The following is a 15,385-nucleotide window of genomic DNA, read 5'->3' as shown; positions in this document are numbered from 1 at the left end:
GTCAGGCTCCTTCGGTCGGTGCGGCTGCGGCGCCGGTGGGCTGGACGAGTTGGATGGTGGCGCTTTTCGCTGCGGCGGACTCCTCGACGGCGGCCAGCACGCGCTGGACGGCGAGGCCCTCCTCGAACGACGGCGACGGCGCGTCACCGGTCCCGATCGCGGCCAGGAAGTCGCGGATCTCGTGCGTGAAGGTGTGTTCCCAGCCGATGATGTGGCCCTGCGGCCACCAGGCATCCAGGTAGGGGTGGTCGGGTTCGTTGACCAGGATCCGGCGGAAGCCCTGCTCCCGCACCGGGGCGGTCGCGTCCAGGAAGCCGAGTTCGTTCAGGTTCTCGAGGTCGAAGAGGATGGTGCCTTTCTCGCCGTAGATCTCCAGCTTCAGGGAGTTCTTCTGGCCGGTGGCCACCCGGGAGACCTCGACGGAGGCGATGGCCCCGGAGGCGAGGGACAGCGTGGCCCAGGCGGCGTCGTCGACCGTCACTTCCTCCAGGCCATGTGCGCCCGGACGGTGGGTAGTGAAGGTGTGCAGCCGGCCCGAGACCTCGGTGACGGCGTCCCCGAGGAGGAACAGCACCTGGTCGATCGCGTGGGAGGCGATGTCCCCGAGGGCGCCGGAGCCTGCTGTTTCCTTGTTCAGCCGCCAGGTCATCGGTGATTCCGCATCCGCGAGCCAGTCCTGCAGGTACGCGGCACGCACATGCCGCACGGTGCCGAGGCGGCCCTCCGCGATCAGTTCCCGGGCCAGTGCCAGGGCGGGCACACGGCGGTAGTTGAACCCGACCATGGACTGCACCCCGTGTGCGCGGGCCGCTTGCGCTGCCGTGGCCATGGCCTCGGCCTCGGCGAGGGTGTTGGCCAGCGGCTTCTCCACGAGCACATGCTTCCCGGCTTCGAGGGCGGCGACGGCGATCTCGGCATGCATCCAGCCGGGGGCGCAGATATCGACGATGTCGATGTCATCCCGTTCCAGGACCGAGCGCCAGTCCGTCGCGGACTCGGCCCAGCCATACTTTGCCGCGGCCGCGGCCACCTGCCCGGCGTCCCGGCCCACGAGCACTTTCTGCTCGAAAACCGGCACGTCGAAGTAGGACGCGACGTTCCGCCACGCGTTCGAGTGGGCCTTGCCCATGAACGCATAACCGATCATCGCCACACCCAAAGGGCGATGGGCTGCCGGCGGAGTGCCGGGGGATTCGTGGGAAGTCATTGGTATTCCTAGAGGGTGGGAGCGGTGGGGTTCCAGTCCTCGGGGAGGGCTGCGGACGCGGGAGCGGAGCTTTCGACGTCGACGAACGTTCCCGACTCCATGGACTCGGAGATCGAGACCATGGTGTCCAGGACGTGGTAGGCGAGGTTGCCGGTGGCGCGGTGCGGAACACCGGCGCGGATGGAACGGGCCATGTCCAGCACGCCCAGGCCGCGTCCGTTAGCCGCGCCGGTGGCGGGGATGACCGTCCAGTCCTCGTCGCCGGCACGCCAGAGGCGGACGTCGCCGTCGAAATAGTTGGGGTCCGGGAGCGAGATGGTGGCTTCGGTGCCGGTGATTTCCACGAAGCCCATCCGCAGGCGCGGCGACTCGAAGGAGAAGACGCTGTGTGAGGACTGGCCGTCCTCGAACTGCGCCATCGCGGAGACGTGGGTGGGGACCTCCACGCTGAATTCCTCGCCGGCCTTGGGCCCGGAGCCGATGACGCGGATCTCCTTGGCTTTGGACCCGACGGCGGCCACCTTCCGTACCGATCCGAAGGTCTGGACCAGGGCGGTGAGGTAGTACGGGCCCATGTCGAACAGCGGACCGGCGCCGTACTGGAACAGGAACGCCGGGTTCGGGTGCCAGGCTTCCGGTCCCGGCGTCTGGAAGGTGGTCATCGCGGTCAGCGGAGTTCCGATGTCGCCGCGTTCGATGAGGCGGCGCGCGGTCTGGAGCCCGGCGCCGAGGAACGTGTCCGGGGCGCAGCCGAGGCGCAGTCCGGCGGCGTCGGCTGTTTTCAGCAGTCCGAGGCCTGATTCGCGGTCCAGTGAGAACGGCTTCTCAGTCCAGACGTGCTTGCCGGCGTTGACGGCGGCGGTGGCCACCTCGACGTGGGCGGCCGGAATGGTCAGGTTGACGATGATTTCGACGTCGGGATGGTTCAGTGCGGCGTCCACGCCGCCCCACTCGGGGACGCCGTATTCCTTGGCGCGCGCCTCGGCGGCCTCCTCGAAGAGGTCGGCGATGACGTGGACTTTCAGGTCCGGGAAGGCGGTCAGGTTGTCCAGGTACTGCTTGCTGATGACGCCGGCGCCGATGACGGCGACGCCGACGGGCCCCCGGAGGGAAGACGGCGTGGATGCTGCGCCACTCATGCCTGTGCTCCCTCGGTGGCCTTCGCGGAGTCGGAGTTCAGGAAGCTGAGCGACTGGGTGATGCCGTGGAAGATGTCCCCGGAGTAGTCGTCGAATTCCACGACGCCGACTTCCAGCGACTTTGCGGCGTTGATGACGTCCCAGACCGGGATCTTGCCCTGGCCGGCAGGCTGCTGGGCCTTGGTGTCGGTGTTCAGAGGGCCGTCCTTGATGTGGATGAACTTCACCCGGTTGCCCAGCTTGGTCAGAATCTCCACCGGGTCCTGGCCGCCCACGGCAACCCAGTAGGTGTCCACTTCGAGGACCAGTTCGGGGTCCAGCAGCCCTTCGAAGTACTCCAGGGCGGTCTGGCCCTCGATGGTGGACTCCAGCTCCCAGGCGTGGTTGTGGTAACCGACGCGGATCCCGTATTCGGCGCCCTTCTTGGCGGCCGCGTTGAGTTTGGCTGCGGTGGCCTGAATGTCCTCGGCGGACTGCCAGTGCTCGGCGGTGATGTACGGTTCGATGACCGTGCTGATCCCGAGGGCCCTGGCTGCAGCGAAGATCTCGTCTTGGTCCTGGCTCAGCAGCGGAGCGTGGCCGGAGGGTGCCGTCAGGCCGTTCTCCTTCAGCGCGGCGCCCAGCTCCTTGGCCGTGGCGACGAAGTTATAAGGCTCGACTTGCGTGAAACCGATCTGCGCCACCTTCCGGATGGTGCCGGGCAGGTCCTCCTGGATGGCGTCGCGCAGGGTGTACAGCTGGAGTGAATACGACATGGCGCTCCTTTGCGGGTTTCTGTCTATCCGACTCAACCTAGAACCGCTTTTGACGAGCGTCAAGCAAAAGTCAGAAAGTTATCGACAATCTTTTTGCCCTGTGACACGCAGAAGCATCCGTGCTATCACTGGAGCCATGAGTTCACGAACGGGAAATGGCCCGGCTGCGGAGCCGGTTTCCGCCGACGGCACGGGCAGCCTGTCCCGCGCCGGCGACCTTTTTCAGCTGCTCCGCGACGGCAAGGCCCGGACCCGGGCTGAACTGGCGCTGAGCACGGGGCTCGCGCGCTCCACGGTGGCTTCCCGGATTGATGCACTGATTGCCTCAGGTCTGGTCGGCCCCGCAGGTGAGGCGACATCGAGCGGCGGCAGGCCGCCGTCGCGCTTTGCCTTCAAGCCGGCCGCCCGCGCAGTGCTGGCCGTCGACGTCGGTGCTACCCACGTGATCATCGCGGTCACTGACCTGGGCGGAAACATCCTCAGCGAGCGGCGACTGGCGCAGGACGTGGCCGACGGGCCGGAGGCAGTGCTGGGCCGGCTCGTGGCCGAGGCGACGTCCCTGCTGGCGGAGTCGGGACGGACCGCGAAGGACCTCGCGGGCGTGGGGATCGGCCTGCCGGGGCCGGTGGAGCACGACACCGGCAGACCGGTGAAGCCGCCCATCATGCCGGGCTGGGACGGGTTCGACGTGGTCAGCCACGTCCAGCGCTCATTCCCGGTCCCGGTGCTGGTGGACAACGACGTGAACATCATGGCCTTGGGTGAACGCACAGCCCACTGGCCGGAGCACGACAACTTCCTGTTTATCAAGGTGGCCACAGGAATCGGGGCCGGAATCATCAGCAGCGGTGAACTGCAGCGCGGCGCCAACGGCACGGCCGGCGACCTGGGGCACGTCCGCGTGACCCGCGGCGACGACGTCCTCTGCCGGTGCGGCAACTACGGCTGCCTCGAGGCACTCGCGTCGGGCCCTGCCGTGGCGCGGGCACTGGCGGCGCAGGGTGTTCAGGCAGAAAGCGGGGCCGACGTCCTCCGCCTGGTGGCCGGGGGCAACCTGCAGGCCATCCAGGCCCTTCGCCAGGCCGGCCGGGACGTGGGCGATGTGCTGGCCACGGTGGTGAACCTCCTGAATCCCTCGGTCATTGTCGTGGGCGGAAGTCTCGGCCAGGCAGGCGAACACCTCATGGCGGGCGTGCGCGAAGTGGTCTACCGGAGGTCGCTACCGCTCGCCACCACGCACCTGCGCATCGGCCTGTCGATGGCGGGGGACCAGGCGGCCGTGCTGGGAGCGAGCCGGATGGTGACCCAGCACGTCCTGTCCCCGACGGTCATCGAAGCCACGCTGCAGGCCACGGGCTAGTCCGCGCAGCCTCCCCGCATGCCGGGTTGGTGACCGCAAGAAAACCAACTTTCACATCCAAGCGAAATCGGAGTCTTGAAAATTGAGCAAGCAGAAAAACGCGCCCCTGAAGGTCGGCGTCGTCGGCATTGGCTGGGCCGGCCAGCAGCACATCAAGGCCTACAAGGACATGGACGGCGTGGAGCTCGTTGCTGTCGCCGGGATGGAAGAGGACCTGCTTAAGGGCATCAAGGACGAGTACAGCGTCCCCCACACGTTTGCCCGCTGGGAGGACCTGGTCGAACTCGACGGGCTCGACGCCGTCAGCGTGGCGGTGCCGACCTTCCTGCACGCCCCGATTGCCATTGCCGCCCTGGAACGCGGGCTGCACGTCCTGAGCGAAAAGCCCCTGGCGCGCAACGGCGAGGAAGGCCTGCAGATGGTGGAGGCTGCACGTAAGGCCGGCCGCGTCCTGGACGTGGCCTTCAACCACCGCCGCCGCGGCGACATCCAAAAGCTGAAAGGAATCATCGACGACGGCGAACTCGGCCGGCCGTACTACGCCAAGGCTTCGTGGCTCCGCCGGCAGGGGATCCCCATGCTGGGCAGCTGGTTCACCAACCCTGCCTTGGCAGGCGGCGGCCCGCTGGCCGACATCGGCGTCCACGTCCTGGACTATGCACTGCACCTGCTGGGCGAACCCAGGGTCCTCTCCGTCTCGGCGTCGACGCACTCCGAGCTGGGCCCCCGCGGCCTGGGCGGCAACGCCCGCTACACCGCAATGAAGTCCTCCCACAAGTTTGAGGTGGAGGACTTCGCGTCGGCGTTCATCCGCCTTGAAGGCGGCGGCACGCTGATCCTCGAAGCCGGCTGGGCAGCCTACCGGGACGAGGAGGACCTGATGGACTTCACCGTGTACGGCACCGACGGTGGCGCAGAACTCCGCGCCGTCGGGGCATCCAACGTCCCCGTCGCCGACGTCCGGGTCTTCAAGGAAAAGGACGGCGAGAACGCCGACTACGTGGTGGTGGCGGAGCCCGGCAGGGCGCACCAGGCCGTGGTGGAGGACTTTGTGGAAGCCGTGCGCGGCGGAGAGACCGTGTGGGGAGCCCACGACGGCTCACTCGCCCTGACCCGGGCCCTGGTGCTCGACGCCTGCTACAAATCCGCCCTCGAACAGCGCGAAGTGAGGCTCTGACATGACCGGCAAACTCAACATCCTGGTATGGAACGAAGGCGTCCATGAGGCGAACAACCAGCCGGAAACCATGGCTGAGATGTACCCCAACGGCATGCACGGCGCCATCGCTGACGGGCTCAAGGGCTTCTACCCGGACTCCGACATCACGACCGCCACGCTCGCCGACCCGGAGCACGGGCTTTCCGAGGAGACCCTCGCCGCCACGGACGTGCTCCTGTGGTGGGGGCACGTGGCCCACGGTGACGTCAGCGACGAGGCGGTGGAGCGGGTGCAGCGGCACGTCCTGGGCGGCATGGGGCTGATCGTGCTGCACTCCGGGCACTTCGCCAAGATCTTCACGAAACTGCTCGGCACCACGTGCTCACTGAAGTGGCGCAACGAGGGCGAGCGGGAACTCGTGTGGACGGTGAAGCCGTCGCATCCGATCGCCGCCGGCGTCGAAAGCCCCATCGTGATTCCAAAGCAGGAGATGTACGGCGAGCTCTTCGACATTCCCGAGCCGGACGACCTCATCTTCATCAGCTCCTTCGAAGGCGGCGAGGTGTTCCGCTCGGGCGTGACGTTCACGCGTGGGAAAGGCCGGATCTTCTACTTCAGCCCGGGCGACCAGGAGTACCCCGTGTACCACCAGCCGCAGATCCGGCAGGTGATCGCCAACGGCGTGGGCTGGGTGGCGCAGCCGGGCCGCTTCCGCGAGGAGCCTGGAGTGAGCAACGCCGCGCGGGACTGGTTTCTGCAGGCTCCCTAAGAACCCTCTGAGCGCGAGCGGACACTTGGGGCCCCGGGGTGCAGCGCCCTTTCCGCGGTAAGGGGCGCCGCGTGATAGCAATGAGGGTGATGAAACCCCATGCCCGCTTCCAGCACCCTGCCCTCCGCGCACTATGAGGGACGCCATCGGGACGAAGGTTCCCCGCAGCTGGATCCTGCTCGCGTGCATCGGCCTCATTGCCCTCAACATGCGGGGCCCCTTCGTGGCGGTGGCACCGGTGCTGGGTCCGATGCAGCAGGAGCTGGGATTCACACCCGTGGAGCTGGGCCTGCTGACCGGGATTCCGGTGCTGTGCTTCTCGCTCGCTGCGCATCTTGCCTCGCTGGCCGGGCGCCGGCTTGGTGCGGAATTGGCCATCACCCTCACGCTCGCGGGCGTCCTCGCCGGCGTGGCGGTCCGTTCGGCCGGCGGCGGTGCCATGGTGATGGCGGGTACGGTCATCCTGGGCCTGGCCATCACCGTGGGCAACATCGCGGTGCCGCTGATCATCCGGCGGGACTTCTCGCCGCGGCGCCAGGGGACCGCCATGGGGATCTACACCGCTGCCCTGAACGTCGGTTCGTTCGTCACTTCCGTGGTCACGGCGCCGCTGGCCGAGTTGGCCGGCTGGAGGGCAGCTATTGCAGGGTCGGCGGCCTTCGCCATCGTGGCCGTCGGATTCTGGATTTTCGCGACCGGGCACCGGGCCTTCCTCCCAGCAGCAGACGACGGTACGGGCGGCCCGCAGGCTGCCGGCCGCCCGGCCTCCCGATGGATCACGGTGGGTTTGACGGTCGGGTTCGCCGGCCAGGCCATTTCCTACTACGGCGTGACGGCCTGGCTGCCTACCCTGCTGTCCGATGAACTCGGCATGACGCCCGCAGCCGCGGGGGCAGGCTCCTCACTGTTCCAGATCATGGCCATCGCGGGCGGCCTGGGCGTGCCGCTTGCGGCCCGCTTCGCAAGTACGACGGCGGTTGCGGTCACCTTGGGTGCCATGTGGCTGACCGTTCCGCTGGGGCTGCTGTTCGTTCCCCAGTTGTGGTGGCTGTGGTCTTCGCTCGGGGGAGTGGCACAGGGCGGGGGCATCACCCTCATCTTCATCGCCATCATCAAGCTCGCCCGGGACCAGGCGTCCGCGGGCCGGATGTCGGCGATCGTCCAGGGTGTGGGCTACGGCGTCGCGGCGCTGGCTCCAACTGTGGTGGGCTATGTCCACAGCTCCTCGGGCACCTGGTCCATGCCGCTGCTGGTGATCCTTGGTTCCGTGCTGGCGTTCGTCATTTCAACGACGCTGTCCGTACGGAAGGTGCCCCGCCAGCGTTAGGCGGGCTCCCGCCGTCGTACTTCCCCTTGACCTCGAAGCGCGAACGGGCAGCTAACGCCCTCAAACCTGGGTTTTCGGGTCATTAGCTGCCAGTTCGCGCTATGGGTGGTTCCGCTGCCGGGTCGCCTCCCCGGCCTTCGGGGGTGCCTGTTGCGAAGGGCGTGGCGGCCCGGCGGGCGGAAATCTGTGCCTGTTTTGCCGGTGGGGACTAGGCGGCGACGAGCTCGTCCTCGATGGCCTCGGCCGTGGCGTCGATGCCCTCGCGGGCCTCGTGCAGGTACCGGGCGTAGGCGGGAACCGTGAGGAAGCTGGGGAACTTGTCGCTCAGCGTGACCTCCTCGAAGATGTCGCGGGCATCGGTGAAGCGGTCACCGTCGAAGCGCTCCAGCCGGGTGAACTCCTCGTCCAGCATCTCCTCCACCCATTCGCGGCTGATGATCTCGCCGTGATCCGTGATGGCGCGGGAGTAGATCCACTGCCACAGCTGCGAGCGGGAGATCTCCGCGGTGGCGGCGTCCTCCATCAGGTTGTGGATGGCAACTGCACCGTTGCCGCGCAGCCAGGACTCGATGTAGCGGATGCCCACTTCGATGTTGTTCCGGATGCCCTGTTCGGTGATGGTGCCCTGCGTCGCAGCCACGTTGATCAGGGCCCGGTCGTCCGGGGTGACGTCTTCACGCAGGCGCTCCAGCTGGTTGGGCTTCTCGCCGAGGACGCCGTCGAACACCTCGCGGCACACCGGAACGAGGTCGGGGTGGGCCACCCAGGAGCCGTCGAAGCCGTCGGCTGCCTCACGGGTCTTGTCCGCGCGGACCTTCTCGAAGGCGTTGGCATTGGCGGCCTCGTCCTTCCGGTTGGGAACAGCGGCGGCCATGCCCCCAATAGCCATGGCGCCGCGCTTGTGGCACGCGCGTACCAACTGTTCGGTGTAGGCGCGCATGAACGGGGCAGTCATGGTCACCTGGCCGCGGTCCGGCAGGACGAAGCGCGGGCCGCGGGTGCGGAAGTTCTTGATCAGGGAGAAGATGTAGTCCCAGCGGCCGGCGTTCAGGCCCGACGCGTGGTCGCGCAGTTCGTACAGGATCTCCTCCATCACGAAGGCTGCGGTGATGGTTTCGATCAGCACCGTGGCGCGGATGGTGCCCTGCGGGATGCCGAGCAGGTCCTGGGCCAGGATGAAGATGTCGTTCCAGAGCCGGGCTTCGAGGTGGTTCTCGATCTTGGGCAGGTAGAAGTACGGACCCTTGCCCTGAGCGAGCAGGCGCCGGGCGTTGTGGAAGAAGTACAGGCCGAAGTCAACGATGCCCCCGGCGATGGGTTCGCCGTTGACCAGCATGTGCTTCTCGGGCAGGTGCCAGCCGCGGGGCCGGACCACGATGGTGGGCAGCTCCTCGGCGGTCTTGAGCTTGTATTCCTTGCCTTCCGGCGACGTGAAGTCGATCCGGCGCTCCAGCGCGTCTGTGAGGTTCAGCTGGCCCTGGATGACGTTGCGCCACGACGGCGTGGAGGCGTCTTCCATGTCCGCCAGCCACACCTTGGCGCCGGAGTTCAGGGCGTTGATGGTCATCTTCTTATCCACCGGGCCAGTGATCTCCACGCGGCGGTCCTCCAGGCCCGGAGCCGGGGGAGCGACCCTCCAGTGCGGGTCATTCCGGACGGACTCGGTCTCACGCAGGAAACGAGGGTCCTGGCCCCGGGCGATGTCCTCCCGCCGGGCACGGCGGGCCCGCAGCAGCTCCTCGCGCCGCCCCGCGGTCGCCTTGTGGAGCTTTGCAATGAAGGCCAGAGCGTCCGGTGTAAGCACCTCGCCCTGCCGGCAAATCGGCTGTGCGGTCAACGTGATGCCGTTGATAGTGAAGTTGTCGGTGAAGCTGTTCATTTCTGTCTCCTTAAAGACGAAAAGGAAGTTCGACGGCGGAGGGAGCCAAAGGTGCGCTACTCACCAGGCCGAAGGTGCCGGTATTGCGGCAGCCTGCGTAAAAGGGGCCCTGTGCCCGGGTCCGACCTCGCTCAGCGAGGTAGGACCCGGGCATGGGGAATAGCAGGCAGAGCAATGCCGGACCGAAGGCCGAAGGCGACAGCCGCCGTCGGACGAAAAAGTTAGTGGAACTGGCCTTCTTCGGTGGATCCCACCAGGGCCAAGGTGGATGCGTTCGGGTTGAGCGCAGTGGAGATGTCGTCGAAGTAGCCGGTGCCGACTTCGCGCTGGTGCTTGGTTGCGGTGTAGCCGCGGGACTCGGAGGCGAATTCCTTCTCCTGCAGTTCGACGTAGGCGCTCATGCCTTCGCGGGCGTAGCCGTGGGCGAGGTCGAACATCGAGTAGTTCAGGGCGTGGAATCCGGCCAGGGTGATGAACTGGAAGGTGAAGCCCATGGCGCCGAGTTCGCGCTGGAACTTGGCGATGGTGGCGTCGTCCAGGTGCTTGCGCCAGTTGAATGACGGCGAGCAGTTGTAGGAGAGCATCTGGTCCGGGAACTCGGCCTTCACGGCTTCGGCGAACTTGCGGGCCAGCTCGAGGTCCGGGGTGCCCGTCTCCATCCAGATGAGGTCCGAGTACGGGGCGTAGGCCTTGGCGCGGGCGATGCAGGGTTCGATGCCGTTGCGGACCTTGTAGAAGCCTTCCGGGGTGCGTTCGCCGGTGATGAATTCCTGGTCGCGCTCGTCGACGTCGGAGGTGATCAGGGTGGCTGCCTCGGCGTCGGTGCGGGCGATGACGACGGACGGGGTGCCGGCGACGTCGGCGGCCAGGCGGGCCGCGTTCAGGGTCCTCACGTGCTGCTGGGTGGGGATCAGGACCTTGCCGCCGAGGTGGCCGCACTTCTTTTCCGAAGCGAGCTGGTCTTCCCAGTGCACGCCGGCGGCGCCGGCCTGGATCATGGACTTCATCAGCTCGTAGGCGTTGAGCGGTCCGCCGAAGCCGGCCTCGGCGTCGGCGACGATCGGGACCAGCCAGTCCTCGACGGTCTGGATGCCTTCGGAGAACTCGATCTGGTCTGCTCGGAGGAGAGCATTGTTGATGCGCCGGACTACCGTGGGGACCGAGTTGGCCGGGTACAGCGACTGGTCCGGGTAGGTGTGGCCGGAGTTGTTGGCGTCCGCGGCGACCTGCCAGCCGGAAAGGTAGATGGCGCGCAGGCCGGCCTTGACCTGCTGCACGGCCTGGTTGCCGGTCAGGGCACCCAGGGCGTTGGTGTACTTGCCTTCCTTGTGCTCCTCGGTGAGCTGCTTCCACAGCTTCTCGGAGCCGCGGCGGGCCAGGGTGTGCTCTTCGGAGACCCGGCCGCGGAGACGGACGACGTCCGCTGCCTTGTAGTCACGGGTCACACCTTCCCAGCGCGGGTTGGCAGCCCACTCGAGCTCCAGTGCGGCGGCCTGCTGCTCGGGCGTCTGCTGGTTGGGCTCAAATGCTGCAGTCATCTTTGTCTCCTTGTTTGCTCGCCCGGGCCATTCCGGGTGATCGTTTTCCGGCCCGACCTTCGCTGCGCCTTTGCAGCTCCGGCCGGCTTTTCCGGTGGTGTTTCTTTCCGTGACACCTACTTTTCTGCACTTTCCGACAGCTTTCTAGGGGAAAAGTGTGGAAAGAAATGCACTTCTTCACGTATTCTTCAGAAATGTCGCCTTCAAGCTGGAACAGGGAAGTTTCACACCCGTCGTCACCGCAGTCGACGGCCGAACTGGACGTGATCTCGCTCGGTCGCCGCGTCCGCCATCTGCGCAAGCAGGCGGGACTGACGCTGGATGACCTGAGTGCCGCCGTCGGCACCGCACCGAGCCAGTTGAGCCTGATTGAGAATGGCAAGCGGGAACCAAAACTCGGCTTGCTGCAGCACCTGGCAACGGCGCTCAACGTCAGCATTGACCAGTTGCTCGGAGCCGAACCGCCCAGCCGCCGGGCAGGCCTGGAAATCGAGCTTGAACGCTACCAGCGGGGCCCGCTCTATGAGTCGTTGAACCTGCCCAAAATCCGCATCAGTTCGCGGTTGCCGATGGATGTCCTGGAGGCACAGGTGGGACTGCTGCACGAGCTCGAACGCAAGATGAATGAGCAGGTGGCGACGCCGGAAGAGGCCCGCCGCGCGAACGGCGAGCTGCGTGCAATGATGCGTGAGCGTGGTAACTATTTCCCTGAGTATGAGGCAGAGGCGCAGAAGGTGCTCAAGGGGGTCGGGTACACCACCGGGCCGTTGAGCCAGCACGTCATAGCCGACATCGCTGAGAACCTCGGTTTCAGCCTCCATCACGTGGGCGACCTGCCGCATTCCACACGTTCGGTGACCGATTTGAAGAACCGCAAAATTTATCTGACGCAGAGCCAACGGCAGGACCACGACCCCCGGTCTGTGCTCCTGCAGGCCCTGGGCCACTACGTCCTTGGCCATGAAACGCCCCGCAACTACGGCGATTTCCTCGCGCAACGGGTGGCCACGAACTATTTCGCGGCGGCGCTCCTGCTGCCGGAGCAGGCCACCGTGGAATTTCTGCAAAAAGCCAAGGCGGCGAAGGAAATCGCGGTCGAGGACATCCGGGACGCCTTCGCCGTGTCCTATGAGACCGCTGCGCACCGTTTCACCAACCTGGCCACCAAGCACCTGGGCATCACCACGCATTTCCAGAAGACGCACCAGAGCGGAATCATTTACAAGGCCTACGAGAACGACGGCGTGAACTTTCCGCAGGACCACACGGGGGCGATCGAGGGGCAGCCGTCCTGCAAGGCCTGGACCTCCCGTGCTGTGTTCGATGTGCCGGACAAGTTCAGTGCCTACAGCCAGTACACGGACACGACGTCGGGCACGTACTGGTGCACCGCCCGCACGGACCGGTCCGCCAGCGGGCAGTTCTCGCTGAGCATCGGGGTCCCGTACCAGCACGTGAAGTGGTTCCGCGGACGGGAAACCACTGCCCGCGCAACGTCCAACTGCCCGGACCCCAACTGCTGCAAGCGGCCGCCAGCCGCGCTGACATCCGAGTGGGCAGGCAATGCCTGGCCCTCCGCACGGGCCCACTCCCACCTGCTCGCGGCCATGCCCCCGGGTGCCTTCCCCGGCGTGGACGAGACCGAGGTGTACACGTTCCTGCAGGCCCACTCGGGCAGCTGACGGACTCTCCCGCAGGTCCTGCGGGCTTTCGGCAAGGCTCCGGCATTGCCCCGGATTGACGGTGGCGCTCACGCACTCCTGCGTGAAGCCTGACGACTGCTTCCGGCTTGCGTGCGCGGCCACCCTGCGGGGGAAATATCTTCATTCAGAATCCCGTGGTAGAGCACGTCATGCAAAACCTGGTGACGTTCATCGGTGCCGGACCAGCGGCCCGTGTGCCTCAGAAAGGGCATGTATTCAAACAGGACGGCACAGAAAAAGGATGCATATTCGGGATCACGCTCTTCGAGTAACTCCACATGTTGAGCGATAAGTCCCGGATCCATCGCCGTCACCGCAGCGCCGCCCGATAGCTCGGCGTAAAGCGGAAAGAACGCTTGCAGTTGGGCGAGGACGAAAACAAGTTCTGGCAGTATCCCGTGCTCCCGGTGCCAATCCACGAATGCAAATAGGGAACCGAGCTCCTGATCGCGTTGGTGCGAGGCAGCGGAAACTGCTCTGCTGGCGGGTTTCCCGGCAGGATGCCCGCTGCGGGGCTTCCGATTTTTCTGTCGACGGCGGCGGGATTTGTTGGCCAAGATCGATCCTCACTGAGGTTGTTTGAGAGACTGAATGCCTTTCCAGAAACGCTATGACCGCCGAGGCCAGGGCCTCAACGGCCGACCATCCGTATGTGGAAAAGCGGGCCGGACGGGCCCCGAACGGCAACGGCCGCCGTCGTCGTTAGAAGAGCCTGAAACCCCCGCCAAGGTGAGCGGACTATATTGGCCCTTGTCAGCCCACCAACCTGATTGCGGGAGCGTGCACCATGGCCAAGGAACTTGCCACCCAGCTCATCGAACAACTCCAGGCTGCCGGCGTCCAGCGAATCTACGGGATCGTCGGGGACAGCCTTAACCCGATCGTGGACGCCGTCCGCCAGACCGGCGGCTCACAGCAGGGCGGCATTGACTGGATCCACGTCCGGCACGAGGAGGCCGCAGCCTTCGCCGCCGCGGCCGAAGCCCAGCTGACCGGAAAACTTGCCGTCTGTGCCGGTTCGTGCGGCCCCGGCAACCTGCATCTGATCAACGGCCTGTACGACGCGAACCGTTCCGGCGCACCAGTGCTGGCCATCGCCTCGCACATCCCCAGCAAGCAGATCGGCAGCGGTTTCTTCCAGGAAACCCACCCGGACCGGATCTTCAACGAATGCTCCGTTTACTCAGAGCTCATTAGCACGGCGGAACAGGCGCCGCGGGTGATGCACAGCGCCATCCAGCACGCTGTCGCCCTGGGTGGCGTCGCCGTCGTGACCCTGCCCGGCGATATCGCCGGGCTGGAGGCGACCGGCGAAAGCCCACTGCCCGCAAAGTTCCGGCCCGCCACCCTGACGCCGGACGCCGAAAGCGTCAGGGAGCTCGCCGATGCCATCAACGCGGCGGGCAAGGTTGCCATCTTCGCCGGGGCGGGCACGCAGGGAGCCCATGACGAGGTCGTTGCGCTCGCGGAACTGATCGGCGCGCCCATCGGCCACACCCTGCGCGGCAAGGACTTCCTGCAGTACGACAATCCCTTCGATATCGGCATGACCGGGCTGCTGGGCTATGGCGCCGCGGCGGAGGGGATCGAGGACGCGGACCTGCTGCTGCTACTGGGCACCGACTTCCCGTACGACCAGTTCCTGCCCGGAACCCGCACCGCCCAGGTGGACCGTGCCGCGCACAGGCTGGGCCGGCGGACCGACGTCGACATCGCCGTCCACGGCGACCTGCTGCCTACCCTAAACGCGCTGATGCCACTGGTGGCTCCGAAGAAGAACCGCCGCTTCCTCAACCAGATGCTCAAGAAGCACGACCGGCTGATGAACAAAGCCGTGGGCGCGTACACGCGCAAGGTGGAAAAGAAGCAGCCGATCCATCCCGAATATGCGGCGTCCCTGCTGGACCAGGTGGCGGCTGAGGATGCCGTGTTCACCGCGGACACCGGCATGTGCAACGTGTGGACCGCCCGCTACATCAACCCGCTGGGCACCCGCCGGCTGATCGGCTCGTACCTGCACGGCTCCATGGCCAACGCGCTGCCGCACGCTATCGGGGCGCAGGTGGCGTACCCCGGACGCCAAGTCATTTCGGTCTCGGGCGACGGCGGGCTGTCCATGCTGCTCGGCGAGCTCATCACCGTTGCCGCCCACCGGCTTCCGGTCAACGTGGTGGTCTTCAACAACTCAACCCTGGGCATGGTGAAGCTGGAGATGCTGGTGGACGGCCTGCCAGACTTCGGTGTGGACGTGCCCGACGCCGACTACGCCGCCGTGGCCCGCGCCCTCGGCTTCCACGCGGTGCGCGTCACGGATCCCGCCCGGATTGAGGACGCGTACCGTGAGGCCTTCGCCCATCCAGGGCCGTCGCTGGTGGAGCTCATCACGGATCCCAAGGCGCTGTCGATCCCGCCGAAAATCACCGGCTCGCAGGTCCTCGGGTTCGCCACCGCCATGTCCAAGGTGGTCCTGAACCGTGGCGCCGGCGAGGCGGTGAGCATGGCGCGCAGCAACCTCCGGAACATTCCGCGGCGGTAGTAGAAGGTACCGA

The 15,385-nt window shown here is 66.3% G+C and carries 12 protein-coding genes; 6 read left to right on the top strand and 6 right to left on the bottom strand.

The genetic code is table 11. From position 1 onward, the window contains the following. Window position 1: 1 nt before the first annotated feature. Genes CXZ05_RS11665 through CXZ05_RS11655 form a run of 3 tightly spaced genes read right to left on the bottom strand, consistent with a single transcriptional unit; the run spans window position 2 to window position 3,101 of the window. A complete protein-coding gene (locus CXZ05_RS11665) occupies window positions 2-1,207 on the bottom strand; it encodes a Gfo/Idh/MocA family protein (RefSeq protein WP_102972760.1) in 1,206 nt (401 codons plus the stop codon). An 8-nt stretch (window positions 1,208-1,215) separates the two neighbouring features. After that, on the bottom strand, window positions 1,216-2,346 hold the full coding sequence (locus CXZ05_RS11660) for a Gfo/Idh/MocA family protein (RefSeq protein ID WP_102972759.1): 1,131 nt from the start codon (window positions 2,344-2,346) through the stop codon (window positions 1,216-1,218). Next, window positions 2,343-3,101: a sugar phosphate isomerase/epimerase gene (locus tag CXZ05_RS11655; RefSeq protein WP_102972758.1), complete on the bottom strand. Its 759-nt coding sequence runs from the start codon at window positions 3,099-3,101 to the stop codon at window positions 2,343-2,345. The genes CXZ05_RS11660 and CXZ05_RS11655 overlap by 4 nt, the downstream gene beginning before the upstream one ends. A 136-nt stretch (window positions 3,102-3,237) precedes the next feature. Here CXZ05_RS11655 and CXZ05_RS11650 point away from each other — a divergent pair, with 136 nt between their 5' ends. The 4 genes from CXZ05_RS11650 (at window position 3,238) to CXZ05_RS11635 (ending at window position 7,716) form a co-directional block, all read left to right on the top strand. Beyond that, on the top strand, window positions 3,238-4,461 hold the full coding sequence (locus CXZ05_RS11650; protein WP_102972757.1) for an ROK family transcriptional regulator: 1,224 nt from the start codon (window positions 3,238-3,240) through the stop codon (window positions 4,459-4,461). Window positions 4,462-4,543: 82 nt separating this feature from the next. Next, window positions 4,544-5,638, top strand: a complete 1,095-nt coding sequence (locus CXZ05_RS11645) for a Gfo/Idh/MocA family protein (RefSeq protein WP_102972756.1) — start codon at window positions 4,544-4,546, stop codon at window positions 5,636-5,638. A 1-nt stretch (window position 5,639) separates the two neighbouring features. Then, window positions 5,640-6,389, top strand: coding sequence for a ThuA domain-containing protein (locus CXZ05_RS11640; protein ID WP_102972755.1), 750 nt, complete (start codon window positions 5,640-5,642; stop codon window positions 6,387-6,389). Between the two features lie 133 nt (window positions 6,390-6,522). Continuing rightward, entirely contained in the window at window positions 6,523-7,716 is a 1,194-nt protein-coding gene (locus tag CXZ05_RS11635; RefSeq protein ID WP_102972754.1) for a CynX/NimT family MFS transporter, read from the top strand. 208 nt (window positions 7,717-7,924) lie between these two features. Here CXZ05_RS11635 and aceB read toward each other — a convergent pair whose 3' ends face one another. Together aceB and aceA are read right to left on the bottom strand one after the other, a co-directional pair. Continuing rightward, window positions 7,925-9,595 carry a malate synthase A gene (aceB, locus tag CXZ05_RS11630; RefSeq protein ID WP_102972753.1) on the bottom strand — a complete coding sequence of 557 codons (1,671 nt, stop codon included), beginning with the start codon at window positions 9,593-9,595 and terminating at the stop codon, window positions 7,925-7,927. A gap of 221 nt (window positions 9,596-9,816) precedes the next feature. Next, window positions 9,817-11,133 (bottom strand): isocitrate lyase, encoded by a 1,317-nt coding sequence (aceA, locus tag CXZ05_RS11625; RefSeq protein WP_102972752.1) that lies wholly within the window; start codon window positions 11,131-11,133, stop codon window positions 9,817-9,819. Between the two features lie 167 nt (window positions 11,134-11,300). Between aceA and CXZ05_RS11620 the strand changes: the two genes are divergently transcribed. Further along, window positions 11,301-12,815, top strand: a complete 1,515-nt coding sequence (locus CXZ05_RS11620) for an XRE family transcriptional regulator (RefSeq protein ID WP_102972751.1) — start codon at window positions 11,301-11,303, stop codon at window positions 12,813-12,815. 68 nt (window positions 12,816-12,883) lie between these two features. On the opposite strand, the gene CXZ05_RS11615 is transcribed toward CXZ05_RS11620, so the two are convergent. Then, window positions 12,884-13,393 (bottom strand): hypothetical protein, encoded by a 510-nt coding sequence (locus tag CXZ05_RS11615; RefSeq protein ID WP_146033090.1) that lies wholly within the window; start codon window positions 13,391-13,393, stop codon window positions 12,884-12,886. A gap of 230 nt (window positions 13,394-13,623) precedes the next feature. On the opposite strand from CXZ05_RS11615, the gene CXZ05_RS11610 reads away from it, so the two are divergent. Continuing rightward, window positions 13,624-15,372, top strand: coding sequence for a pyruvate dehydrogenase (locus CXZ05_RS11610; protein WP_102972749.1), 1,749 nt, complete (start codon window positions 13,624-13,626; stop codon window positions 15,370-15,372). Window positions 15,373-15,385 lie beyond the last annotated feature (13 nt).

Source organism: Arthrobacter sp. AFG20 (assembly GCF_002892795.1).
In the GTDB taxonomy this organism is placed as follows: Bacteria; Actinomycetota; Actinomycetes; order Actinomycetales; family Micrococcaceae; genus Arthrobacter.
This window is presented reverse-complemented; position numbering and strand designations above follow the sequence as displayed.

Excerpts from the sequence above, each read along its gene's own strand:
- CXZ05_RS11665 (WP_102972760.1), bottom strand. The coding sequence starts at position 1,207 with ATGACTTCCCACGAATCCCCCGGCACTCCGCCGGCAGCCCATCGCCCT.
- CXZ05_RS11660 (WP_102972759.1), bottom strand. The coding sequence starts at position 2,346 with ATGAGTGGCGCAGCATCCACGCCGTCTTCCCTCCGGGGGCCCGTCGGC.
- CXZ05_RS11655 (WP_102972758.1), bottom strand. The coding sequence starts at position 3,101 with ATGTCGTATTCACTCCAGCTGTACACCCTGCGCGACGCCATCCAGGAG.
- CXZ05_RS11650 (WP_102972757.1), top strand. The coding sequence starts at position 3,238 with ATGAGTTCACGAACGGGAAATGGCCCGGCTGCGGAGCCGGTTTCCGCC.
- CXZ05_RS11640 (WP_102972755.1), top strand. The coding sequence starts at position 5,640 with ATGACCGGCAAACTCAACATCCTGGTATGGAACGAAGGCGTCCATGAG.
- CXZ05_RS11635 (WP_102972754.1), top strand. The coding sequence starts at position 6,523 with ATGAGGGACGCCATCGGGACGAAGGTTCCCCGCAGCTGGATCCTGCTC.
- aceB (WP_102972753.1), bottom strand. The coding sequence starts at position 9,595 with ATGAACAGCTTCACCGACAACTTCACTATCAACGGCATCACGTTGACC.
- aceA (WP_102972752.1), bottom strand. The coding sequence starts at position 11,133 with ATGACTGCAGCATTTGAGCCCAACCAGCAGACGCCCGAGCAGCAGGCC.
- CXZ05_RS11620 (WP_102972751.1), top strand. The coding sequence starts at position 11,301 with ATGCACTTCTTCACGTATTCTTCAGAAATGTCGCCTTCAAGCTGGAAC.
- CXZ05_RS11610 (WP_102972749.1), top strand. The coding sequence starts at position 13,624 with ATGGCCAAGGAACTTGCCACCCAGCTCATCGAACAACTCCAGGCTGCC.